This is a genomic window from Daejeonella sp., from assembly GCF_044342615.1.
Classification (GTDB): Bacteria; Bacteroidota; Bacteroidia; order Sphingobacteriales; family Sphingobacteriaceae; genus Daejeonella.
Window position 1 is genome coordinate 1 of record NZ_JBIIPN010000031.1, and the last position, 22,942, is coordinate 22,942.

20 protein-coding genes are annotated in these 22,942 nt (G+C 34.2%); 4 read left to right on the plus strand and 16 right to left on the minus strand.

Annotated features, from left to right (window positions below; translation table 11 throughout):
* The coding region (locus ACIQ0D_RS04440; RefSeq protein WP_395803359.1) for a sodium/proton-translocating pyrophosphatase at positions 1–707 on the minus strand (707 nt) is incomplete at its 3' end.
* Between the two features lie 285 nt (positions 708–992).
* On the opposite strand from ACIQ0D_RS04440, the gene ACIQ0D_RS04445 reads away from it, so the two are divergent.
* The gene (locus ACIQ0D_RS04445) at positions 993–2,411 is read left to right on the plus strand and encodes an APC family permease (RefSeq protein ID WP_395803360.1); all 1,419 of its coding nucleotides are present in this window, start codon (positions 993–995) and stop codon (positions 2,409–2,411) included.
* An 89-nt stretch (positions 2,412–2,500) separates the two neighbouring features.
* On the opposite strand, the gene ACIQ0D_RS04450 is transcribed toward ACIQ0D_RS04445, so the two are convergent.
* The 12 genes from ACIQ0D_RS04450 to cmk all read right to left on the minus strand — a co-directional run bounded on the left by ACIQ0D_RS04450 (position 2,501) and on the right by cmk (position 16,937).
* Entirely contained in the window at positions 2,501–3,811 is a 1,311-nt protein-coding gene (locus tag ACIQ0D_RS04450; protein WP_395803361.1) for a bifunctional folylpolyglutamate synthase/dihydrofolate synthase, read from the minus strand.
* Positions 3,812–3,877: 66 nt separating this feature from the next.
* On the minus strand, positions 3,878–4,321 hold the full coding sequence (locus ACIQ0D_RS04455) for a hypothetical protein (RefSeq protein WP_395803362.1): 444 nt from the start codon (positions 4,319–4,321) through the stop codon (positions 3,878–3,880).
* Between the two features lie 79 nt (positions 4,322–4,400).
* A complete protein-coding gene (locus ACIQ0D_RS04460; RefSeq protein WP_395803363.1) occupies positions 4,401–5,225 on the minus strand; it encodes an energy transducer TonB in 825 nt (274 codons plus the stop codon).
* Complete coding sequence (locus tag ACIQ0D_RS04465) at positions 5,222–5,620, minus strand: ExbD/TolR family protein (protein ID WP_395803364.1); 399 nt, start codon at positions 5,618–5,620, stop codon at positions 5,222–5,224. The genes ACIQ0D_RS04460 and ACIQ0D_RS04465 overlap by 4 nt, the downstream gene beginning before the upstream one ends.
* Positions 5,617–6,315 carry a MotA/TolQ/ExbB proton channel family protein gene (locus tag ACIQ0D_RS04470; protein ID WP_395803365.1) on the minus strand — a complete coding sequence of 233 codons (699 nt, stop codon included), beginning with the start codon at positions 6,313–6,315 and terminating at the stop codon, positions 5,617–5,619. Before ACIQ0D_RS04470 ends, ACIQ0D_RS04465 begins: the two co-directional genes overlap by 4 nt.
* Positions 6,315–7,409 (minus strand): hypothetical protein, encoded by a 1,095-nt coding sequence (locus ACIQ0D_RS04475; RefSeq protein ID WP_395803366.1) that lies wholly within the window; start codon positions 7,407–7,409, stop codon positions 6,315–6,317. Before ACIQ0D_RS04475 ends, ACIQ0D_RS04470 begins: the two co-directional genes overlap by 1 nt.
* Before the next feature lie 46 nt (positions 7,410–7,455).
* Complete coding sequence (locus ACIQ0D_RS04480; protein ID WP_395803367.1) at positions 7,456–9,126, minus strand: TonB-dependent receptor domain-containing protein; 1,671 nt, start codon at positions 9,124–9,126, stop codon at positions 7,456–7,458.
* 6 nt (positions 9,127–9,132) lie between these two features.
* A complete protein-coding gene (locus ACIQ0D_RS04485; protein ID WP_395803368.1) occupies positions 9,133–12,159 on the minus strand; it encodes a tetratricopeptide repeat protein in 3,027 nt (1,008 codons plus the stop codon).
* A 143-nt stretch (positions 12,160–12,302) separates the two neighbouring features.
* Positions 12,303–13,244: an aspartate carbamoyltransferase catalytic subunit gene (locus ACIQ0D_RS04490; protein ID WP_395803369.1), complete on the minus strand. Its 942-nt coding sequence runs from the start codon at positions 13,242–13,244 to the stop codon at positions 12,303–12,305.
* A complete protein-coding gene (gene pyrR, locus ACIQ0D_RS04495; RefSeq protein ID WP_395803370.1) occupies positions 13,244–13,786 on the minus strand; it encodes a bifunctional pyr operon transcriptional regulator/uracil phosphoribosyltransferase PyrR in 543 nt (180 codons plus the stop codon). Before pyrR ends, ACIQ0D_RS04490 begins: the two co-directional genes overlap by 1 nt.
* 182 nt (positions 13,787–13,968) lie before the next feature.
* Positions 13,969–15,966, minus strand: coding sequence for a 30S ribosomal protein S1 (gene rpsA, locus ACIQ0D_RS04500; protein ID WP_395803371.1), 1,998 nt, complete (start codon positions 15,964–15,966; stop codon positions 13,969–13,971).
* A gap of 305 nt (positions 15,967–16,271) precedes the next feature.
* On the minus strand, positions 16,272–16,937 hold the full coding sequence (gene cmk, locus ACIQ0D_RS04505; protein WP_395803372.1) for a (d)CMP kinase: 666 nt from the start codon (positions 16,935–16,937) through the stop codon (positions 16,272–16,274).
* Positions 16,938–17,044: 107 nt separating this feature from the next.
* Between cmk and arfB the strand changes: the two genes are divergently transcribed.
* Positions 17,045–17,455 carry an alternative ribosome rescue aminoacyl-tRNA hydrolase ArfB gene (arfB, locus tag ACIQ0D_RS04510; RefSeq protein ID WP_395803373.1) on the plus strand — a complete coding sequence of 137 codons (411 nt, stop codon included), beginning with the start codon at positions 17,045–17,047 and terminating at the stop codon, positions 17,453–17,455.
* Positions 17,456–17,465: 10 nt separating this feature from the next.
* Here the strand turns inward: arfB and ACIQ0D_RS04515 are convergent, their stop codons facing one another.
* The 3 genes from ACIQ0D_RS04515 to lon are packed head-to-tail and all read right to left on the minus strand — an operon-like array spanning position 17,466 to position 21,506.
* A complete protein-coding gene (locus ACIQ0D_RS04515) occupies positions 17,466–18,437 on the minus strand; it encodes a lipid A deacylase LpxR family protein (RefSeq protein ID WP_395803374.1) in 972 nt (323 codons plus the stop codon).
* A 50-nt stretch (positions 18,438–18,487) separates the two neighbouring features.
* Entirely contained in the window at positions 18,488–18,994 is a 507-nt protein-coding gene (locus tag ACIQ0D_RS04520; protein WP_395803375.1) for a hypothetical protein, read from the minus strand.
* Positions 18,995–19,028: 34 nt separating this feature from the next.
* Positions 19,029–21,506: an endopeptidase La gene (gene lon, locus ACIQ0D_RS04525; RefSeq protein WP_395803376.1), complete on the minus strand. Its 2,478-nt coding sequence runs from the start codon at positions 21,504–21,506 to the stop codon at positions 19,029–19,031.
* Between the two features lie 335 nt (positions 21,507–21,841).
* On the opposite strand from lon, the gene ACIQ0D_RS04530 reads away from it, so the two are divergent.
* Positions 21,842–22,456: a tetratricopeptide repeat protein gene (locus ACIQ0D_RS04530; RefSeq protein ID WP_395803377.1), complete on the plus strand. Its 615-nt coding sequence runs from the start codon at positions 21,842–21,844 to the stop codon at positions 22,454–22,456.
* An 88-nt stretch (positions 22,457–22,544) separates the two neighbouring features.
* Positions 22,545–22,892, plus strand: coding sequence for a hypothetical protein (locus ACIQ0D_RS04535; RefSeq protein WP_395803378.1), 348 nt, complete (start codon positions 22,545–22,547; stop codon positions 22,890–22,892).
* Positions 22,893–22,942 lie beyond the last annotated feature (50 nt).

The window sequence follows — 22,942 nt, forward strand, 5'->3', positions numbered from 1 at the left end:
CCTACGTTATCTGCAATGGTTGCTGGGTTTCTAACATCATCCTCAGGAATTCCTGCTTCAACTTTACCTACAAGATCGGCACCTACATCGGCAGCTTTAGTATAAATACCACCACCAACACGTGCAAATAATGCAATTGACTCAGCACCAAGTGAAAAACCCGCTAAAACTTCAAGAGCTTTTTCCATCTCTTTTCCGTTCACGCTACCACCTGTATTAATAACATACATATTATAGAAAACTATAAATAAGCTTCCTAAACCTAAAACTGCAAGTCCCGCAACTCCAATACCCATTACACTACCACCAGTAAAAGAAACTTGAAGTGCTTTCGCTAAACTTGTACGTGCAGCTTGCGTAGTACGAACATTTGCTTTTGTAGCGATGTTCATACCAATATAACCCGCTAGGGCTGAAGTAAATGCACCAATCAAAAATGAAACAGCGATAACCCAGCTTGATGTTTCCACCAAAGTACCTGAGTAGGCTAATAAAATAGCCGCAATTGCTGAAAAATAACCTAATACTTTCCATTCAGCCTTAAGAAAAGCCATTGCGCCGTCGGCAATATAACCCGAAAGACGTTGCATGTTTTCGTCGCCAGCATCTTGTTTTGTTACCCAAGCCGATTTTATAGCCATTATTAGGATACCAAAAACGCCCATCGCGGGTATTAAATAAATCAAATTGTTTTGTAAAAACTCCATGGATATTTATCTGTTTATATAATTATATTTTCTAATACAATCGGCAAAAATAGCAGGCTTATTCTATTATTCAAATTTTGTAATTCAGAATGTTTAGCTATTCATTCATATTTCTATCATTTCATAACTTAAATGATTGTTAATCAATAATTTAAATATATTATTTATTTGTCATTTTGTTTTGCTTTTTTTCTTGAAGAAAGATTTTTTAGATTTTTAGTAATCTTTATTGTTCACAGATTTATTTTTTAATGTATGTTTATTCTTTGAACAAAACTCATCAATATGAATGAAACTATAGAACAAAATGAAATGAAGCGTGAGCTAGGTCTACTAGATGCCACTTTGTTAGTTGCTGGAAGTATGATTGGTTCAGGTATTTTTATTGTGGCTGCCGATATTACACGAAATGTAGGGTCTGGTGGCTGGCTAATTGCTGTTTGGCTTATTACAGGTTTAATGACTTTAATAGCTGCCCTCAGTTACGGTGAATTGAGTGCAATGTTCCCTAAGGCTGGCGGTCAGTATGTTTATCTTAAAGAGGCTTATAACCCGCTTGTAGGCTTTTTATATGGTTGGAGTTTCTTTGCAGTAATTCAAACAGGCACAATAGCTGCCGTAGGAGTTGCTTTTTCTAAGTTTACTGCCTATTTATGGCCGCAAGTGAGCGAAGATCTTATACTTTTTTCTATGGGATCTTTCAAAATATCTGCTGCACAAGTTTTAGCCATCGGTACCATTATTTTGTTAACCTATATTAATACTAAAGGAGTGAAGGGTGGTAAAATGATTCAAACTTCTTTTACATTGACTAAGTTGTTTAGTCTTTTCGGACTTATAATTTTTGGTTTTATTATGATGAAGCCCGAAATATGGACTAGTAATTGGGAAAACGCCTGGACTATGCAGAAATTAAGTCCAGATGGTACTTTCCAATCTCTAACGATTGCTGCCGCTCTTGGTGCAGTTGCTGCCGCTATGGTGGGTTCTATTTTTAGTAGCGATGCATGGAATAATGTAACTTTTATTGCTGGGGAAGTTAGAAATCCGAAAAGAAATATAGGTTTGAGTTTGTTTCTGGGTACAATGATTGTTACCATCATTTATGTGCTGGCAAATCTTGTATACCTAGCTGTTTTACCTTTAGAGGAGATTGCTTATGCAGATAAAGATCGTGTTGCTGTTGCAGCTTCAAGTGTAATTTTCGGTAATATTGGTACTGTAATTATTGCATTAATGATTATGGTTTCAACTTTTGGTTGTAATAATGGATTAATTTTAGCGGGTGCTCGTGTTTATCATACGATGGCAAATGACGGTCTATTTTTCAAAAAAACAGCTACATTAAATAAGCATGCAGTGCCAGAATTTGGTTTATGGTTGCAATGCCTCGTAGCTTCTGTATTATGCCTCAGCGGTAAATATGGCGACCTTCTTGATATGATTTCTTTTGTAGTAGTTATATTTTATGTGCTTACCATATTAGGTATTTATATTTTGAGGGTAAAAAATCCGGAGGCAGAAAGACCTTACAAGGCTTTTGGTTATCCTTTCCTTCCTGCATTATATATCCTGATGGGTATAAGTTTCTGTATTTTGTTAATTATTTATAAACCTAACTTTACTTGGCCGGGATTCATTATCGTTCTAACAGGTGTTCCTATTTATTATATGTGGAAGGCCATGGATAAGAAAAACAGTTAATCTTTTCTGTTTTCAAATAAAAAACCGGCATCTAATTGGATGCCGGTTTTTTTAGATTAAAAATACTGATTTATTTATTTTAAGGTCATTTAAATGATTTCAGCAACTACAAAAGTGCTTCCCCCAATAAAAATTAGGTCATCGTCTAAAGCATTTTTCTTTGCAGCATCTAAAGCTGATTGAACTGATTCATAAAAAAGGCCTTGAAGACCAAATTCTTTGGCTTCATTCTGTAGCTCTTCTGCCGATTTTGCTCTTGGTATATCTGGCTGACAAAAATAATAATGCGCCTTTTGTGGTAAAAGGGCTAATATTTTCGATATATCTTTATCCTTTACCATTCCAATAACCATGTGAAGGTTTTTGAAGGCACTAAGCTCAATATTTTTCAAAACTTCTTTGATCCCATCTTCATTGTGACCTGTATCACAAATGGTAAGTGGGTTTTTACTCAATTTATGCCAGCGTCCCATTAGTCCTGTGAGTGATTTAACCCTACCTAATGCCGATACAATATCTTGATCATCAATTTGGTAACCCATTGATTTTAATTGCTCTAAAGCGCTTAAAACACCTGAAAGATTTTTTAATTGATAGGATCCGTTTAAATCTAATTCAAGTTTATTAAAACTAAAAACTGAATTTTTGTTCTTTATTTTTTGATTGATATCAACTTGTAATAAATCTGTGGCAATGTTTTGGGTATTAGAACGTGTTATTTCCCATTCATCACTTGCAAAAGTGATTGGAGATTGCATTTCAGAGGCTTTATTTATGAATATTTCTTGTATTTCGCTTTGCCTTTGACTTATAATTATGGGCCTTTGACTTTTTATTATTCCAGCCTTTTCAGAAGCGATTTCTCCTAAAGAATTACCCAAAATATTCATGTGATCGTAGCCAATATTGCTAATTATACTTAATTCGGGATGAATTATGTTGGTGGAGTCTAACCTTCCTCCAAGTCCGACCTCAATAATTGCAATATCAACTTTTTGCAATGCGAAATATTCAAAAGCCAAGGCAACTGTAACCTCAAAAAATGATGGCTCAAGATTCTCAATAAACGTTTTGTTTGAGTTTACAAATTGAATAATCTCCTTTTCAGAAATCATTTCCCCGTTAATCCGTATCCGCTCTCTAAAATCGCGAAGGTGTGGTGAAGTGTATAATCCTGTCTTATAACCCGCTTCCTGAAGTACAGCTGCAAGCATGTGGGAAGTAGAACCTTTACCGTTCGTTCCTCCCACATGAATTGATTTGAATTTTTCTTGTGGATTTCCAAGCTTATGGCAAAACTTTATGATGTTTTGCAAGCCGGGCTTCATTGCAGCTTTACCTTCCTTGCTAAACATAGGCAGCCGCGAATATAAATATTGAATAGTATCCCTATAATTCATTAATGAACAATGATTTTATAGGGTAAATATCCTGAAGAGAATCCTATTCTCGAAATATGTATAAAATTAAAATGATTTTGTTTCTAAAATGACATAAGATCCAGGCATTGAAATGTCGCTATTATCCTCAGCAGTGATGAAAATTCGTCTTGGCGCAAATGGGGTCGTGGTTTTTAAAGATCCTTCTAATTGACTTGAAAACATGCTTTTGGAGCTTATTAACTGCCCTATATTTTTAATGCCGTTTTCCTCTGTCACCATCCAAACTACATAAACAGATTTTGGATATTCAAGACGCTCAGGATCAGCTAAATTTTTAATCTTAATGTCGACTGAATTATTTTTATTGCTATCTTTTTTGATTTTAACTACTCCTTCTGCAGCTGGAACTACTGTTGAAGTGTTAAAATTGACTTTTTTTGAACAAGCACTTAGTAAAGTGAAAATTACTAGGATGCTTAATGAAGTCATAAATAGACTTCTTGAATGTGTTATTTGTATTGCTTTCATACTTTTAGAACATATTGAACAAGCAAATGTTTTAATAGTTAAAAAAAAATATAAAAGAAAATAAATTATTAAAAAGAAATTATTTTACTTTGAAGTTAAACATGACTATACCAATTTGAACGTCGGGTGCAGAATCTAGTTTGTTGAGGGCAGATCCAATAACAGCGAGTCTGCATTTCTCCCAAATAGCCTTATCGGAGAGAGTAGTTCCTTTTACGCCGGCAATTGCATTTACTACAACTCCATTTTTATCTACATAGATTCTTACTGCTACTTTTCCGTATTTCTGGCCATCATCTTTTGGAATGGTAAGATTGGTGAATTTCCTGCTTTTAAGATCTAGAGCATAGCTACCATTACCTGAACCTCCTTCGCCATAGTCAGGAGAAAGTGGATCTCCATTTGTGCTACCTTGATTCCCAGCAACATTACTTGTACCATCACCTTTACCAAGGCCATCATTTTTCTTGCCTTTGTATAGCGCATTTTGGTTTACTGCTGGCTTACTATCTTTTGTAGGGGTACTTACTGATGGATTTTTAGCAGTGCTTTTTTCTTTGGTGACTATTTCAGGAGCATCTTCATTATTTTGTGTGGCAATGGCTTTATCAGTCACTTCTGAACTCACTTCATTAGATGTATTATTATCCATAACCACTTTGTCGGGAGCAACATTGTTTGCATCAGGGGAGGTAGAAGGCTCCTCAACGCTCATATAATCATCACCCATACCAAATTCGGATGTTCCATAATTCACAATTATTCCTCCTGTACCGCCGGTATCGGGTTCTACGCGACTCGCAACAATAAAAAAGCTAATTGCCAGAAAAGCAATCATTATGCCACTTGATATGGCATAAGCTTTCGGGTAATTATTTTCTTCTTGTGGACGATATTCGATCATTTCTTTGTTTCTGTCGCTAAAACAAGCTTAATCTTGAGTTTATTTGCAATATCTGTGAGTTCAATTACATTTTCAATGGCAATGGTACGATCTGCATATAAAATAATGGTAAGATCAGGAGATGCCTTTTGATAAACTTCAATATTTTGATATAAATCAGATGCATTTACCTGTTTTTTCTCAACAAAATATTCCAAATCTTTAGTAATTGATACGTTTATAGTTTTTTGAGGAATTGATTGTCCGGAGCTCGACCTCGGTAAAAACAATTTTACAACGTTTGGATTTGCCACAGCAGAAGCCAATAGGAAAAACAACAGCAAAAAGAACATGATATCGTTCAATGCTGAAGTATGAACCTCTACGCTTCCTCTCTGTCTTTTTCTTAAATTCATTTGCCCGGCTCCTCTAATAAATCTATAAATTCAATAGCATCTGTTTCCATTTTAAGGATTATTCGATCAACCATGATATTTAAAATATGGTATAAAACATAAGCCATAATACCAATAATTAAACCCGTTGCCGAGGTAATCATTTTGACGTAAAGTCCGCCAGAAATAGTTCCAATCTCAATTATACCCTTAACAGATACTTCATGGAAAATAGTAATTACTCCAATAATTGTACCTACGAAACCAAGCATGGGAGCAATACCAGCTATTATTCCAAGAATACTTATGTTTTTCTCAAGCTTTGATACTTCAAGCTTTCCAACATTCTCAATTGCTCCTTCTATGTCTTTTATTGGTCTTCCGATTCTTAAAAGACCTTTTTCTAACATTCTTCCAAGGGGGGTATTGCTATTTCTACAGATAGCTAATGCAGCATCAAGTTTAGCCGATTTAACGCTTTGTTTAACTTGCATCATCAGATTCATTTCATTTTTAGATGCTTTTCTAATGGTGAGATAGCGCTCTACGAATATGACTAAGCCCATGAATGCGAGTATGGCTAATGGGACCATTACCCAACCTCCTTTGAAAAGTAGTTCTATAAATCTTAATTCTTCTCCGACTGGCATCGTTTGTACGGTAGATGTTGCGGTATCAGTAATTGGACTAAGGGTGTCAATTTGAAGTAAAAACATTAGTTAGATTTTTTGTTTGGTTTAACCCTGGCAATCCAGGCATCTTTATTTATTTCTTTGTGTATTCTACGTAATTCTATTATTGCCGACTCTTCATCTAAGAACGTACCAAGACTAATCTTTAGCATTTTGCCTGGCATATTTTCTACGATTTTTGATTGAATTCCCTTTTTGCTTAACTCTTTCATGTAATCATCTGCTTCCCTTTTTCTGTTAAATGCAGCAGAAATAATTTCAAATGTAGGAGATTCATTGTTTGAAATTGTTGCTAAGCTATCATACCCAACTTTTATGCTAGTATCTTGAGCTTGTCGGATACTATCAGCAATGATTGAAGCGCTATCAACAAGAAGATTTAGCGAATCGGCACTAATTTTGGTTGAATCAAGTAAAATGGGACTTTCTTCTTGTCTGTTACCTGTTGAATTAAACAATCCTTTACTTTTATCTTTAACGAATGTGTTAAATTCCGGGTTCAGGAAAAATAGGGTTGTTAGACCTAATAAGAAGAGGACAAAAAGAAGGAATATTTTTAACCAAGACCTATTGGGGGATGTTTCTTGTATATCTAAATCTTCATTTTCGTTGGTAACTTGTTCTTGATTGTTTTCGGTTGAATTCTCCGTGACAGCTATTTCCTGGTTTCTTTCATCCTCATTTTCAGTTTGTTCGCTAGGCTTTTCAATATTTTCAAACTCATGAATAGGATTAAGCATCCAATTTTTTTCTCTTGATTGTAAACTTACAAAAGCTTCAAAATTTAGTTTTCCATCTTTTTTGAGGAAGTTTCCTAATTCTTTTATTTCAAATATATTTTCGTTTTCAACACCATTTAAAATGCTTGAAATAAAGCTTTCTATTTGTTCTTCTGCTGAAGAAGGACTTATATTTTCTTTGCTTATTATATACTGAATTAGACTTGTATCTTCTGTTTCAGTCTCATTAAAAGATATTTCATAGGTAGGAGGGTAGAAAATATTGCTGTTTTGGTCGAAAAAACCAGCAACCCTCGTTTTAGTGAAGGTGCCTAAACCAGCTAGACTCACTTCATCTTGCCCACGCAACAGATCTACAATGTATTGTGCTATTTCCATTAATGGGTAAAGTTATATTTTAATTATCAAGCTGCCAAACAAAGAGTTAGAAGGAGTAATTTAAACCACCGAATAAGGTAAGTCCCATTTTCGGATAAAATAAATATCGTTGGTAAGACTGTCCCATTAAATTATTGGCTCTTAGGTAGACTCCAATTTTTTTATTGACTTTATATTCTGCTCCAGCACTCAAATCCATAAAACTTTTTAAAGTGCTCGCCTTAAATTCTCCAGGAGTAGAATTAACTTTTGCCTTAGTTTCTCCTTGAAAAAGTAGTTCTGCATTCAGATAAAGTTTCTGATTTACTTGTGCTTTTGCATTCGAAATTAATCTAAAATTTGGCTTAAACCAAGCTTGTGATTCAGTTGCTAGATCATAATTGAAAATTTGGGCTTTTCCCCCAATTTCAAAAACATCAGATGCTTTTATGTTTACTTCTCCTTCAAGTCCCAAAATCGAACTTTTTCCCTGGTCATAAATTACATCAAAGCGATTAATTTTTGCAGGATTATTCATGAAAAGCAACATATTTTCAATGTTTTTATAAAAAGCCATGATTTTATAGCCAAAAGTTGCGCCTACATTACCATTCAAACCAGCTTCTACATTTATTTTTTCAAGAGAGTTTTTGATTCCTATATTTTCGTTCAAAAATGGATTTTCAAATGCTATTTCTCGAATAGATGTTTTGAGAACGTCTCCATTTACTTTGGCAAAAACATTGGCATATCCTGGTAAAACAGCAAACTCTGCTGAGACCGATGGGAAAATATTTAATCTGCTGTTTGTTCCTAATTCTTGGACAATATTTGCTCCAAGTTTTAAATTATAAAGATCCCCTTTAAAACTTAAGTATGGATTTGCCCTGAGTATATTATTTTTAATATCAATTGAAACATCTTTTGTAGATGTAAAATCCACAGAAGCGTTCAAGCCTAAATTAAAAGTGTTTAAGTCTCTATTTAATGCTCCACTCAAAACTACGGAGCTTTCTTTTGCATCACTTAAGGTACTAAATTGGTATGCTTTTATATTTGTTGTATAATTTATAACTGCTGATTCAGAATATTTATTCATAATTTCAGCCTCAGCAGAAATTATATTATTACGCTGCTTGCTCATGTCAGGAGCAACAGCTGATGTTGGGTCAAATCCATAATAGAAAAATGAATTCCTATCATATTTTAAATTTCCTGATGCAGCATAAGAATTCCCAATTGTCCGTCCAAAAATTCCCATTTCTTGGTTAGAAAACTGTTGGTGATGTAGATTTCCTTGTTGGGATAGGTGCTTAAAATAAGCTCCTGTTTGTAGTGCTTCATCACTACCTGAGTTAACATAAAACTCTCCTTGGGCGGTATTGAAATTTCCTGCACCTAATTTTACGAAATTATGAGACAATATGCTGGCACGTTCATCTTCCATTTTCTGTGCTTGCAGTTCTTTGATATTTGAATTGAGCTCAAGTTTTTTATCGATGATGCTATAGTTTAAAACTGGCTTAAATGGTTTTTGATTATCCATGTCAGGATTTCGCCTAATTTTCACCGCGTCTGCCAAAACAGGTTTATATGGTCTTACAACCTCAATCTCTTCAGTCAGAGTACTAGCCTCTATATTGGCTGGGGTTTCGGTTTTTTTATCTTGTGCCTGAGTTAACATTGATAAACTAATCAAACTAACTATCAGCGAATATTTTAAAGTAGAACTATACATTATCAATTATTTTTTTGTTAGTTTTTTCAATTTTTCTTGGGCAGTGACTAAAATATCATCTTCTTCATTCTCATAATTTTCGATTATGCTCTGAAGGGTACTCTTAGCTTGAAAAACATCTTTCATTTTTACATAATTATCTGCAATAAGTATATAGGTTTTTGCTACCCAGTAATCATGTGAAGGCATTTCATTAGTAAGGTCGAATGCAGTGGCAAGAGAGGTTTTATATTGCCCTTTCATGTATAAAATATGAGCAAGATTGTACTTGGCTTCAGCACCTGTTACTGTTTGGGTTTTTTCTGCTACTTCGGTTAAATCTTTTACTGCTTGAACCGTATCTCCAATAATTAGATTGGCTTTGGCAGAATATAAGCCAGCTCTAAACAGATCTTCTTCAGACGATTTATTAGATTCTCTGATGAATTTCACATATTGAAGAGTCTCGTCTGGTAAATTCATATTTGAATATGCTTCCATTAAGTTATTAACGGCAAAGCTGTAATTAGACTTGTATTCAGAAGTAAGTTCCAGCTTTTTTAAATGTACAATGGCTTCATTATATTTCTTTTGAGCAAGATAAATTTTAGATATGCTAATGAGTGCACGTTCGGTATAATCGCTTGTCCAATCGTTCAAAATGTATTCATAATCTGGAATTGCGTCATTGGGTCTCTTTAATTTCACTAAACTTTCTGCCCTAATAAAACGAGCGTGTTTATCATGAACGGCTTTAGGGAATTTATCGAAATAAGCGTTCACGGATTCGAATGTTCCTTGGTAATCACCATTTAAGAAGCGATTGTTTGCCGCTTGAAAAGTGATATTATCTTGTTCATAGGTGCTTAAATTTCCTATGCTTGTTGTATTTGCATAATCTAAAAATGCACTTGCATTAGAGTTTTGTAAGTAAATATTTTTGATAGATTCTAATGCTAATTTAGCTTCATCAGTAGTTGTATACTCACTTACCACACGCTTAAAAGTTGTAAGAGCAGCTTCTTCATTATCTTGATTTAACTCTACTAGTCCGATAGTAATTAAAGCACGTGGCACATAACTACTGCGAGGGTATTTTTGAATCAGTTCACTTAAGCCTGTTTTTGAAATCTCAAAATCACTTTTTATAAAATAGGTATATGGAATTTCGAAGCTAGCATCATCCGAATAGTTTGAATTTGGAAATTGCTGGAGTAAAGATTTATGAGTTGCTATTTTTAGGTCATTTTGCCCCTGCAATCCCTGAATCATCCCACGTTGGAAAAGGGCATAATCCTCACTACTTGTTCGAGATGCAATAATTCGATTGTAATAAACTAATGCCTCATCGTAATCTTTTAATACAAAATGTGAGTCCGCCAATCTTAAAATAGCGTCGTTTATAGTTTTTTGGTCTTTTTCATTTCCACGAAGAAAGCGTGCGAAATATGTAGCGGCTTTTCTGTAGTTTTCATGCTCAAAAGCTGCATAGGCTAATGCGTAATGCGCATAGTTAAAAACCTCCGTTTTCTTTGAAGCAGTTAATGACATGAATTTTTCAAAGTTATCCACAGATTCTCCAAATTTTCTTACCTCATACATTGCTTCAGCCAGCCAATAGGTTGATAATGAATGCATTTCATCATCTTCAACATTTTTATTGGAACGCATAAACATAGAAATAGCATTTTGGAATGCTCTTTCATTGTAAAATTCTAATCCTCTATAATATGTTACCTTTTGGTAAACTTCATTAGCTTCTCTATTTCTATTAGGAATAGTTTCTAAGATGTCAATGGCATCTTTATAGTTTTTTGTTGTTAAGAGTATCTCACTTAATAAAGTTTTTGCAGGGTCTAATTTGGGTGACTGTGGATAGGTTTTAATGAATAACTGTGTAGCATCTAGTGCAACTTGGTGGAATTCAAGTTCATAAGATAATTTAGCATAATTAAATAATCCCTCTTCCTTTAATTGTCTATCGAAGTCTAATTTTGATGCTTTAAAGAAAGCACTTCTTGCTGCTTGTTTATTATTAGTTTTCAGGAACGATTCTCCCAAAGCTATCATTCCACTTTGAAAATATTCATCTGCTGTTTCAAGCTTTTCTAGTTCTATGATGGCTTTCTCATACTTTTTAAGCTTAAATGCAGTGTACCCAATTTGATAATTATCTTGATTGTTTTGAGTTTTCCCTTGATCTTTCTGCTGGAAATTATCAAAATATTGACCAGCATTTACATAATCTGATTTTGCAAAATAGGAAGCACCAACAATGCGGAACATTTCTGTTTCATACAATTGTTTACTCGATTTTAAGATGGGTATGGCATAGTTTAAAACATCATCATATCGATTATCTAGAAAATAAAGCGCGGAAATATAGTATGGATAACTATTTTCATACAATTTCGAACCTTTTAATCGCTCAAATTCAACTAATGCTCTTTTATAATCTTTTTGTAGGTAGCTGATGTACGCGAAATAATAAATAGATTGTTCATTATAAATGCTTTTTTCATTTTTCAGCTGAACAAAAATTGCTTTTGATTGATCAAATTCCTTGATTTCAAAATAGGAATAGGCTAGCTTATAGCGGTATTCGGAGGACTCTTTTCCTATTAAATCATTGTCTTCTAACTTTTTAAGCCATTCAATAACCTTGGGATAGTTTTTTTGAGCAAAATAATATCGCCCAACATGGTAAAAGGCAAGTTTAGTGTAATTGTTTGCAGGATAGCTATTTATAAAATGTAGAAATAAAGATTCTGCATCATTATTCCCTAATTCTAAAGCACAAAGGGCGACAAAATAGTGCGAATTTTCTATTATTAAATCATTTTCCAGATTTGCTTCGGCTTTTACACTTGATTTTTTATCGATATTTAAAACATTATTAAATTGATTTGATGCAGCAGCGAATTTTCCGCTTTCAAGCAATTCAAGACCACTTTTATAATGTTTGTTTAGATCAAACCAAGCATTTTGTTGAGCAAAAGCTGGAATTGATAAAAGTCCAATAATAAGTGTGATGATTGTGTATTTTCTGAGCATAAATAATCGAAATTATAATTACTAATTTAATCTAAACTAGTTCAGATTGTTATGATTAATAATTAACATGTGTTGAAAACAGATTAAAACGAATACTTGTTAAAGATGTTATTGAAAACAAAAAAAAATTAGCCCCATTAGGTCTATTGCATACGTTGATTTGCCAATAAATACAATACGGCCATTCTTATGGCGACTCCATTCTCTACTTGATCAAGAATAATAGATTGTTTACTGTCAGCAACGTCACTTGTGATTTCTACCCCCCGATTTATTGGACCAGGATGCATCACAATAATTTCTTTATCGAGTGAGTTAAGTATCTGTTTGTTAAGTCCGTACATCATAGAATATTCTCTTAATGAAGGGAAATATTTGATATCTTGACGTTCTAATTGAATGCGGAGCATATTTGCTACATCGCACCAATTTAATGCCTTTAATAAATCGTGCTCGATTTTAACACCTAAACTGCCAATGTATTTAGGGATCAATGTGCTTGGTCCGCATACCATTACCTCAGCACCCAATTTTTGGAGGCAAAGTATATTAGATAGCGCAACCCTAGAATGAAGAATATCGCCAATTATGGCTATTTTTTTGCCTCTAACTTCGCCAAAGCGTTCGCGGATTGAAAAAGCATCAAGTAATGCTTGGGTAGGGTGCTCATGAGCGCCATCCCCAGCGTTCACTATTTGAGCATTTACATGTTTACTTAGGAATATTCCAGCACCTGGATAGGGGTGTCTCATCACCACCATATCTACTTTCATCGCTAAAATATTGTTTACTGTATCAATTAGTGTTTCGCCCTTACTTACTGAAGACGAAGATGCTGCAAAGTTGACTGTGTCTGCTGATAATCTTTTTTGTGCAAGTTCGAATGATAAGCGAGTTCTAGTTGAGTTTTCAAAAAATATATTGGCAATGGTTATATCTCTTAAAGAGGGGACCTTTTTAATGGGTCTGTTAAGTACATCTTTGAAAGTATCAGCAGTTTCGAATATTAATTCGATATCTCTTGTGGTGAGATCTTTTATTCCCAGCAGGTGTTTGGTACTTAATGTATTAATTTTTTCTGCCATTATTTTTCTGATAGTAAAATCACTTTATCTTCATGGTCTGTTTCTTTCCAACTCACAATCACTTTTTGAGAATCAATGGTATCAACCTTAATTCCAATGTAATCTGCTTCAATAGGTAAATGTCTTGAGAAGCGCCTATCTACAAGCGTTAATAATTCCACTTTTTCTGGTCGGCCAAATGATTGTATGGCATCCATTGCTGCACGAATCGTTCTGCCAGTCCAAAGTACATCATCTACTAAAATTACTTTTTTACCTTCTATTATAAAATCAATTTCGGTACTACTAGGAATTAATAATCCTTCTTTACGACGGAAGTCATCACGAAAGAAAGTAATATCCAAATTGCCGCTCTCAATTGCAATTTCAGGCATTATTTTTTTTAATTCAGCAATAATGCGTTTGGCAAGAAATACGCCTCGAGGCTGAATGCCTAAAATAACTGAGTTGTTGAAATGATCGTGATTTTCAATTAACTGATGACAAAGGCGCTGGATAGTGATCTGGAATTTCGGACCGTCAAGCAGATTTAATGTTTGCATCAGTGGATTAATTTGATCAAAAATATGAAAAATTCTTTTAGTCTAAATGAGAATTCAATAATTTAATTTAGGATTGCTATAAAAATAGGGCAAATGCACAGTTTCTTATTAAGAAAAAGTTAATCACAAAAAAAAGCCCTGATAAAAATCAGGGCTTTTAGATATTTAAAAAGCTATTAAACTTATTCTTCTGTACTTTCTGCTGCTTCAGCGCTAGCTGCAGCAGCAGTTTCAGTTTTCTTTGTTTTTTTGGCTTTGCTTTCTGCACCTTCCATTTTCTCTTTCAATTGTGCCAATACACCAAGATCACCTAAAGTAGACTTCTCAACAGACTCTTTTACCTTTTTAACGGCAGTAGTAGTTGCTTTGGCTTCTTTCTTCTTAGCATTGAATTCTTCTTTGCGCTCTTCAGCTTTAGCCTCTTCCCAAATGCGGGCGTGAGAAACAACGATACGCTTAGAATCTTTATTAAATTCAATGATTCTGAATTCAGCAGTCTCATCAGCTTTGATATTAGTACCATCTTCTTTTGCCATGTGCTTTGTAGGAGCGAATCCTTCAACACCGTAAGGCAATGCAATGATTGCACCTTTATCTGTAACTTTTAATACTGTTCCTTCGTGGATAGAATCAAGAGTGAATACAGTTTCGAAAGTTTCCCAAGGATTCTCTTCTAACTGCTTGTGGCCTAAGCTCAATTTGCGGTTAGCCTCATCAAGCTCAAGAACAATCACATCAAGTGATTCACCAACTTTAGTGAATTCATTTGGATGATTTACCTTCTTAGACCATGAAAGATCAGAAATGTGGATTAACCCGTCGATACCTTCTTCAATTTCAACAAATACACCAAAGTTAGTCATGTTCTTAACAACAGCTTTGTGCTGACTTCCAATTGGATAGCGCTCGCCAATGTTTTTCCATGGATCTGGAGTAAGTTGCTTAATACCAAGGCTCATTTTACGCTCATTGCGATCTAATGTCAATACTTGAGCTTCAACTTCATCACCAACCTTTAAGAATTCTTGTGGGTTGCGAAGATTTTGAGACCATGACATTTCAGATACGTGAATTAAGCCTTCAACACCTGGAGTGATTTCAAGGAATGCACCGTAATCTGCAACAGTTACGATTCTACCTTTAACTTTAGATCCAACTTCTAATGTAGTATCTAGTGCTTCCCATGGATGAGAAGTTAATTGCTTTAATCCTAAGGCGATACGCTTTTTCTCATCGTCAAAGTCTAAAACAACCACATTGATTTTTTGATCAAGTGTTAATACTTCACGTGGATGCTCTATACGACCCCATGAAATATCAGTTATGTGTAATAAACCGTCTACGCCACCAAGGTCGATGAACACACCGAAATCGGTAATGTTTTTAACAGTACCTTCAAGTACCTGACCTTTTTCAAGTTTTGCAACGATTTCAGTTTTTTGATTTTCTAAATCGTCTTCAATCAATACTTTGTGTGATACAACTACGTTTTTAAACTCATGGTTGATTTTTACAACCTTGAATTCCATTGTTTTACCAACATAAACGTCGTAATCACGGATAGGCTTGATGTCAATCTGCGATCCAGGAAGGAAAGCTTCAACACCCATAATATCCACAATCAAACCACCTTTAGTACGGCTCTTAACAAAACCTGTAATGATTCTGTCTTGATCCAAAGCTTCATTGATTGTTTCCCATGAACGTTGTGTTTTTGCACGCTTACGAGATAATACCAACTGTCCGTTAGCATCTTCTTGTGATTCTACAAATACATCAACTGAATCACCAATCTTTAAGTCTGGTGTATCACGGAATTCAGATAATGACACTAAACCATCAGATTTAAATCCAATATTTAATACCACATCTTTGTTGTTAATCGATACAACAACGCCTGAGATAATCTCACCCTTGTTGATCGAATTGAAAGTTCCAGCATACATTTCTTCAAACTTTTCACGGTCTGCAGTGCTGTAATTTCCAAAACCTTTATCATCCGCATCCCAGTCGAAATCGCCTGCTGGAGTGATTAAAGTTTTTGATTTGATCTCTTCGATCGACACTGAATCAGCTTCTGATTCAATTGTTTCCTTTTGTTTAACCGTAGTGGTCTCTTCGCCTTGAAGTTCCGCTTGTTTCGCAGTTAACTCCTTTTCAGCTTCTAGTTTTTTAGCCATTAATTAATTTATCTCCTTTTTCCGATATTAAATCGGACTGCAAAGGTAGAAAAATTCATTTTTATTAAAAAACATTTTGACGCTTTATTTTCAATTAATTTTAATCGGAACTATCTGATAATTATCGTTTTATTTTTTTATTTAAGTGTTTTTAATAAAAACAGTCTTTTTTAAAGAAATACTGCAATAATATACAAGACATATATTAACCTCTTTTTAAAGTTTAATGCATTTTTATGATTCAAAAAGATAGAATAAATATTATTCGCCTTTGGGAATGAGAAAGAATAGGGGGGTAAGTTGGTTTAAAGTTTTATATGCCCCAAAGCAAATTCTAATTGCTGCGACTCATTGATATCACTATTGTCGAGGATAATAGCGTCTTGGGCTTGAATTAGCGGACTCTCCTTACGTGTTGTGTCTTGAAGGTCGCGTTTGGCAAGATTGTCATAGATTTCTTCCATCTTTACCGTCTCACCCTTGCTTATGAGTTCATTGTATCTACGTTCAGCCCTAATTTGTGGATCTGCTGTCATGAACAATTTAAGATCTGCATTCGGAAATACCACCGTGCCAATATCTCTTCCATCCATCACAATATTGCCTGATTTGCCCATTCTTTGCTGCTGCCTAACCATTTCAACTCTAACAGCTTTTATAGCACTTATCAAACTTACCTTCTCTGCTACATGCATTTGTCGGATTTCTTTGGACACATCTTCGCCATTTAAGGTAATAACAGTCTCATTGTTTAAAGTTTGAAAATCGAGATGGATATTTTCTAAAGCCTCCTTTATTATTTCGGGCTTTTGAAGGTCAATATTGTTTCGCAAAAAATATAGGGTAACAGCCCGATACATCGCACCACTGTCTATGTAGATAAAATTCAATTTTTTGGCCAAAGCTTTAGCTAAAGTGCTTTTTCCACATGAAGAATAACCATCAATGGCTACAACAATATTTTTGCTCATTGATGCAAAAATAGGATTTGAATTGGATATTTGAAGCTAATTTCGTATATTATTATCATATAAATCTTTAATAATAAGCAATCGTTTTCTATTTGGTATTTTTGTAAATGGAATTCAAAAAGCAGGACATTCTTAAAGAACTTACTTTTAAAACCTCAAGAAGCGGAGGCAAAGGTGGGCAGCATGTAAATAAGGTTTCTACAAAGGTTGAGCTTAATTTTGACTTGAAATCAACTTCTCTTTTTACCGATGAAGAAAAAGTCCGCTTATTTTTAAAACTCGCAAATCGTATTAACTCTGACGGAATCCTACAAATTATAACTGAAGAGGAGCGTAGCCAAATCAAAAATAAAGAACGAAGTATCCAAAAACTGCTTATTCTATTAAAAACTGCTCTATTTATTCCTAAAATAAGGAAAGCCAGTAAGCCTAAAAAGTCGGCAATTGAGAAAAGATTAAAATCTAAGCAAATAACCTCTCTGAAAAAGATTAGTCGTAGAAATGAATGGTTAGATTGATCAATTTAGATTAATTAAATCTATAAAATAATGCAATAGAGCCATATTTATGTGGCTTTGCATTGCTTTTTACTTCTCTTGTTTTAAATAGTATTGAAAAGTCGGCTGTGATTCTATTTCGAGAGTATGAAGCTCCAAATTGTTGAGTAAAAACTAAAGGTTTTGTATCGAAAACAATTGGCCCTTTATCTTTATTGAAGAGTCCGCCTTGAATAGTTGCATCATAAAGCACATAATTCAACATTGGTTTGGCATAAAAAAAGAATTCTTTTTCGGCAAGATCTTTGGGACTAGCACTATTAGAAATTCGACTTTGAGTGCTAGACGACTTAAACAGTGGATTAATTGTACCTGATCGGAATGTAAATCCGGCGCCTGCTCCAGAAAATGTATTTCCAACGTTTAAATAAGAATTGGCTGTAAAATCAACTTTATCATTCGCAATACGATTAATTAAGTAATTGAATTCAGCGGTAGCATTGATCGCAAATTCATTGTTTACTTGCCACTGCCAGCCCTCAATTTTATAAAAACCTACAACATCATGCATTAATTCCTGAGCCTCTTGTGCTAATGAAGCTGGACCAATGGTGCCACCTTGCAGACTTAGTTTTAAATTGTTTTCTGATTGATATAATAGGTTTAAGGAGGCTCCAGCATATAAATATCCCGCAAATGGACGATCTACATAAATACTGTTCGAAATACTCCCTGATTGCGGATTGAATATTTTTTGCCCGGCTTCCAATTCAAGAATCATTTTGTTAAGATTCTCATTTTTGATTTTTGCAGTGTTTAAGGCAGTTCTAAAATTCAGTGTTAAGCCATTAGTATAATAACGATCTTGTCCACCAGCTAAATAGCTATCATTTTCACTTCTGAAACCAAATTCGCTTTTATAATTTATTGTTTGCGCTTTTACTTTTTCATAATCGTATAAAAAACAAAAAAGAATTGTAAAAAGTAAGATAGATTTCTTCATGTAAAGCCTTTAGAAAAAGTGTAAATGTTTACAAATTTGCTATTTTTTTATTAGAAACTGTATCCTAAACTTATTCCAGCATAATAGGGAATGAAGAAGTTTTTATTAAAAATTGGACTAAGACCAGCGCGGAATGAAAATCCACGGTCACTAGGTTGTAGACGGTATGCAAAACTCATAGTCCCTAAAACAGTACTATTATCTTCATCAAATAATAATGAGTCGCCGTCGCCTCCAATAAGCATTAAAGAAGCGCCCAATCCCATTTCAAAAAAATGTTTTTCTTTGCCGAGTAAATAATTTAAAGAAATTGGTACTGTTGTGGCTCTATCACCGTTTTCTCCAATATGACCAATTCCAATTCTACCGCCTAAACCGTCTCTTCGTTTAGAAAATCTGGAGTCATAATTGGCAGTGAATAATAGGCCTTGGCCACCTAATTCAACAAAAATGTTTTGTGCTCTTTTTTCAGCAATCCTACTTTCTTGTGTTTGAGCACTTACAAGGCTACTAATAAATAAAGCTAGACTTAGGATGAAAAATGATTTTATTTTCATGAATCAGTATTTAATAAAATAAAAAAATCTAAAATCAATTGATGCTGGCTCCAGCTAAATTCTTAACTGTTAATTCTATCGCATCCTTTACCTTATCCTTACTTAATGCAAGTTCAATAACTTCTTTCATCTCACTTACATAGTGAAATTTAAGATCTTTGATATAATCTTCTTTAATTTCAAGAATATCTTTTCTGTTGGATTTGGAGAGAATAATCTCTTTAATATTTGCTCTTTTTGCAGCTAATATTTTCTCTTTAATTCCACCTACAGGTAAGACTTTGCCACGTAGAGTGATTTCACCAGTCATAGCTAAGTGTGGTCGCACTTTACGTTGGGTAAATATAGAAGTAAGTGCCGTTAACATGGTTATACCAGCCGATGGCCCGTCTTTTGGTGTAGCGCCAGCAGGTACGTGAACATGCACATCCCATTGATCAAATAAGCGGAAATCAATATTAAATTTGGATGCATTAGCACGTAAATAGGCCATTGCAATTGTTGCCGATTCCTTCATGACGTCGCCAAGATTACCAGTTAAGGATAATTTGCCTTTACCTGGGCTTAAACTTGCTTCAATAAATAAAATATCGCCACCCACCTGGGTCCAAGCTAGTCCCGTAACCACTCCAGCCACTTCATTACCTTCGTAAAGGTCCTTGTCATAAATTGGAGGACCAAGAATAGTTTCTACATCGGTTTTGCTGATAATTGGATTATATTCTACATCCATTGCCACTTTTGTAGCAACTCCACGCACTAATGAACCTATTTTTTTCTCTAAACCACGCACACCTGATTCGCGGGTGTAATCTTCAATTACCTTTTCAATTACTGTGCTTTTTAAAGAAATATCTTTCGATTTAATACCGTGTTGATCACGTTGTTTTGGAAGTAAATGTTGTTTTGCTATTTCTATTTTTTCTTCAATAGTATATCCATTCACCTCAATAATTTCCATTCTATCTAACAGGGCAGGTTGAATGGAGCTTAAGGAATTAGCTGTTGCGATGAACATGACACTTGATAGGTCATAGTCTACTTCTACATAATGATCATAAAATGCATTGTTTTGCTCAGGGTCAAGTACTTCAAGCAAGGCAGATGAAGGATCACCACGGAAATCATTTCCCACCTTATCAATTTCATCTAATACAAAAACAGGGTTTGAAGATCCTGCTTTCTTGATTGACTGGATAATTCTACCTGGCATTGCCCCGATGTAAGTCTTGCGGTGACCTCTAATTTCGGCTTCATCTCTAATGCCACCTAAAGCCATTCTGACATATTTTCTGCCTAAAGCTTTGGCAATAGATTTACCAAGGGAAGTTTTTCCAACTCCTGGAGGACCTACCAAACATAGGATAGGAGCCTTCATATTATGTTTAAGCTTCAACACAGCCAAATATTCAATAATTCGCTGTTTTACCTTTTCTAGTCCGTAATGCTCCTTTTCTAAAACTTTTTCTGCTCTTTTTAAGTCGAAATTATCTTTCGTGAAATCATTCCATGGTAGATCGAGTAATAATTCGAGGTAATTGATCTGGATAGAATAATCGGCTGCAGCAGGATTCATCCTTGCTAGCTTTTCAATTTCCTTGTTAAAGTGATTGGTCGCATCTTTAGTCCATTTTTTTCGGGTTGCTCTAAGACGTAAATTTTCAATTTCTAAATCTGGAGAATTACCGCCTAGCTCTTCCTGGATAGTTTTTAATTGCTGGTTCAGGAAATAATCGCGCTGCTGTTTATCTAAATCGACCCTAACTTTTGATTGGATTTGATTTTTCAGCTCTTGCATTTGTAGCTCTTGGGTTAAATGACCCAAAACCATTTTTGCACGTTCATGAAGGTTCACAACCTCAAGCATTTGTTGCTTTGCGGCCACGTCGGCATTCATGTTAGAAGATATAAAGTTGATTAAGAAAGAGGAACTCTCTATGTTTTTAATAGCAATTCCAGCTTCGCTAGGGATATTTGGTGAAAGATCAATGATTTGCATGGCCATTTCCTTAATGGATGCCATAAGTGCCTTGAATTCTTTATCTGTTTTCGGTCGAACTTCTTCAAATTTTTGAATAGTAGCCTTTATATAAGGTTCACTTTGAACCTCCTCATTTAAACGAAAACGTTGTTTACCTTGAATAATTACGGTTGTATTTCCGTCAGGCATTTGAAGCATTTTAATGATTAATGCTACAGTACCAACCTGATTTAATTGCTCAAAACTAGGGTCTTCAATACCTACATCTCTTTGTGAAACCACACCAATGATTCGGTCGCCTCGATAAGCATCTTTAATTAATTTGATTGATTTATCTCTACCAACTGTGATAGGAATAACTACACCAGGAAATAAAACGGTATTTCTTAAAGGTAAAATCGACAAAATGTCGGGTGTTTCTTCATTATTCATTTCCTCTTCGTCTTCTTGAGACATAAGAGGAAAGAACTCAGTATCTTCATTAATTAAGGGCAAAGTACGGTTAAAATCAAAGTTGTCGTAGTTACTCATCTATATCTTTAATAACGTCATTATGACAGTTAAATTTATTTAAGGGCAATAAAATAGCCTTCATTATAATTGTACAAGCTATGTGCCAATTTCAAATATGGTTAAAAAAGGCAGAATTAGAAAAATTTACGACATTTCTACTGACGATTACTTTGTTTAAATATTTAATCTCTTTTGTTTGTCATTTTCAATTTTTTGAAGAGTATATTTGGATTATGAATGTTGTTGAATTTATCAAATAACAAATTCTTTTTTCTTGTGTTTTATAAATTTGTACTTTTAAAATAATAATGGCTTTATGCCGTTAATAACTAATATAATTTTCGCCAATTAACATGAAGTTATTCTTAAGTTTATTACTAATTATTTTTACTGCGAATACCACTTTCGCTCAAACATCTTATCATAAAATGGGGCAAAAGGCTCTAATTGATGGTGATTTTAAATCAGCAGTAAGTAATCTTGAAAAAGCACTCGCTACAGACTCATCGGATGTGAATACCCTCTATATGCTGGGTTATTCCTATTATCATGCTGCAAGCTATAAGGCAGCAGTAAATACCTTTAATAAGGTAATTTCCTTGAAACCATTGGATAATAGCGCTTTTTACTATCGAGGGAAAGCGAGTAATAATTTGGCAAATGAAACAAAGGGTATTGCTAATGCTGATCGTGAAAAGTTGCTTCTTTTAGCAATTAAAGATTTTACTAAAGCCATTGAAATAAATCCTGATGATGTAAAACTTTATCAGAATAGAGCTGTAGCTTACAGAGATTACGGCGTTTTAAAAGGTCAGAAAATTCCAAATTTCTACGACAAGAATAAAGCAACAAGCTCATTGAAATCTTGTATTTCTGATTTTGAAAAGGTTTTATCTATTACACCCGACCGAAGAGATATTATCAGCCAGTTAGCTGATGCAAAAGCATATTTGCAAAACTTTAAATAAACTACCAAAATCTATTTTTAAAAACCCGATCTAATTCGGGTTTTCTTTTTTATAATTATTTAAGATATTAGTGCTCTTAAATAATTTTATGAATAGTTCCATCCGTAAACTTGAGAATTTACATATTGCTTTTTGGTTAGTAAAAGACACTTTTTGGGTTCTAGATTTTAGAATTTTAGGTGTAATTATGATCTTTCCGACACTTTTTCTAGCTTTTTACATTACTTATAAGTTTAGAAAACAAGTTTCTGAATTGTACCATAATTTGGCAGTTTGCTTCTGGATTTTAGCCAATACAACATGGATGATCGGCGAATTCTACTTCGGCGACACTTTTAGGCCTTATTCGACGCTGTTTTTTATCACCGGACTCATAATCATAGCATATTATTACTTGTTTATTTTCAGGAAAGTAAAACTCGATTCCCAAGATTAATTGGGACTAATACTATTATTTATACTAAACCTTATTTTATTATTTTGGCT

Excerpts from the sequence above, each read along its gene's own strand:
- arfB (WP_395803373.1), top strand. The coding sequence starts at position 17,045 with ATGGAATTCAAAAAGCAGGACATTCTTAAAGAACTTACTTTTAAAACC.
- ACIQ0D_RS04480 (WP_395803367.1), bottom strand. The coding sequence starts at position 9,126 with ATGTATAGTTCTACTTTAAAATATTCGCTGATAGTTAGTTTGATTAGT.
- ACIQ0D_RS04450 (WP_395803361.1), bottom strand. The coding sequence starts at position 3,811 with ATGAATTATAGGGATACTATTCAATATTTATATTCGCGGCTGCCTATG.
- ACIQ0D_RS04490 (WP_395803369.1), bottom strand. The coding sequence starts at position 13,244 with ATGGCAGAAAAAATTAATACATTAAGTACCAAACACCTGCTGGGAATA.
- cmk (WP_395803372.1), bottom strand. The coding sequence starts at position 16,937 with ATGAGCAAAAATATTGTTGTAGCCATTGATGGTTATTCTTCATGTGGA.
- ACIQ0D_RS04470 (WP_395803365.1), bottom strand. The coding sequence starts at position 6,315 with ATGTTTTTACTTCAAATTGACACCCTTAGTCCAATTACTGATACCGCA.
- ACIQ0D_RS04515 (WP_395803374.1), bottom strand. The coding sequence starts at position 18,437 with ATGAAGAAATCTATCTTACTTTTTACAATTCTTTTTTGTTTTTTATAC.
- ACIQ0D_RS04520 (WP_395803375.1), bottom strand. The coding sequence starts at position 18,994 with ATGAAAATAAAATCATTTTTCATCCTAAGTCTAGCTTTATTTATTAGT.
- lon (WP_395803376.1), bottom strand. The coding sequence starts at position 21,506 with ATGAGTAACTACGACAACTTTGATTTTAACCGTACTTTGCCCTTAATT.
- ACIQ0D_RS04460 (WP_395803363.1), bottom strand. The coding sequence starts at position 5,225 with ATGATCGAATATCGTCCACAAGAAGAAAATAATTACCCGAAAGCTTAT.
- ACIQ0D_RS04535 (WP_395803378.1), top strand. The coding sequence starts at position 22,545 with ATGAATAGTTCCATCCGTAAACTTGAGAATTTACATATTGCTTTTTGG.
- ACIQ0D_RS04445 (WP_395803360.1), top strand. The coding sequence starts at position 993 with ATGAATGAAACTATAGAACAAAATGAAATGAAGCGTGAGCTAGGTCTA.
- ACIQ0D_RS04475 (WP_395803366.1), bottom strand. The coding sequence starts at position 7,409 with ATGGAAATAGCACAATACATTGTAGATCTGTTGCGTGGGCAAGATGAA.
- pyrR (WP_395803370.1), bottom strand. The coding sequence starts at position 13,786 with ATGCAAACATTAAATCTGCTTGACGGTCCGAAATTCCAGATCACTATC.
- ACIQ0D_RS04465 (WP_395803364.1), bottom strand. The coding sequence starts at position 5,620 with ATGAATTTAAGAAAAAGACAGAGAGGAAGCGTAGAGGTTCATACTTCA.
- ACIQ0D_RS04530 (WP_395803377.1), top strand. The coding sequence starts at position 21,842 with ATGAAGTTATTCTTAAGTTTATTACTAATTATTTTTACTGCGAATACC.
- ACIQ0D_RS04455 (WP_395803362.1), bottom strand. The coding sequence starts at position 4,321 with ATGAAAGCAATACAAATAACACATTCAAGAAGTCTATTTATGACTTCA.
- rpsA (WP_395803371.1), bottom strand. The coding sequence starts at position 15,966 with ATGGCTAAAAAACTAGAAGCTGAAAAGGAGTTAACTGCGAAACAAGCG.
- ACIQ0D_RS04485 (WP_395803368.1), bottom strand. The coding sequence starts at position 12,159 with ATGCTCAGAAAATACACAATCATCACACTTATTATTGGACTTTTATCA.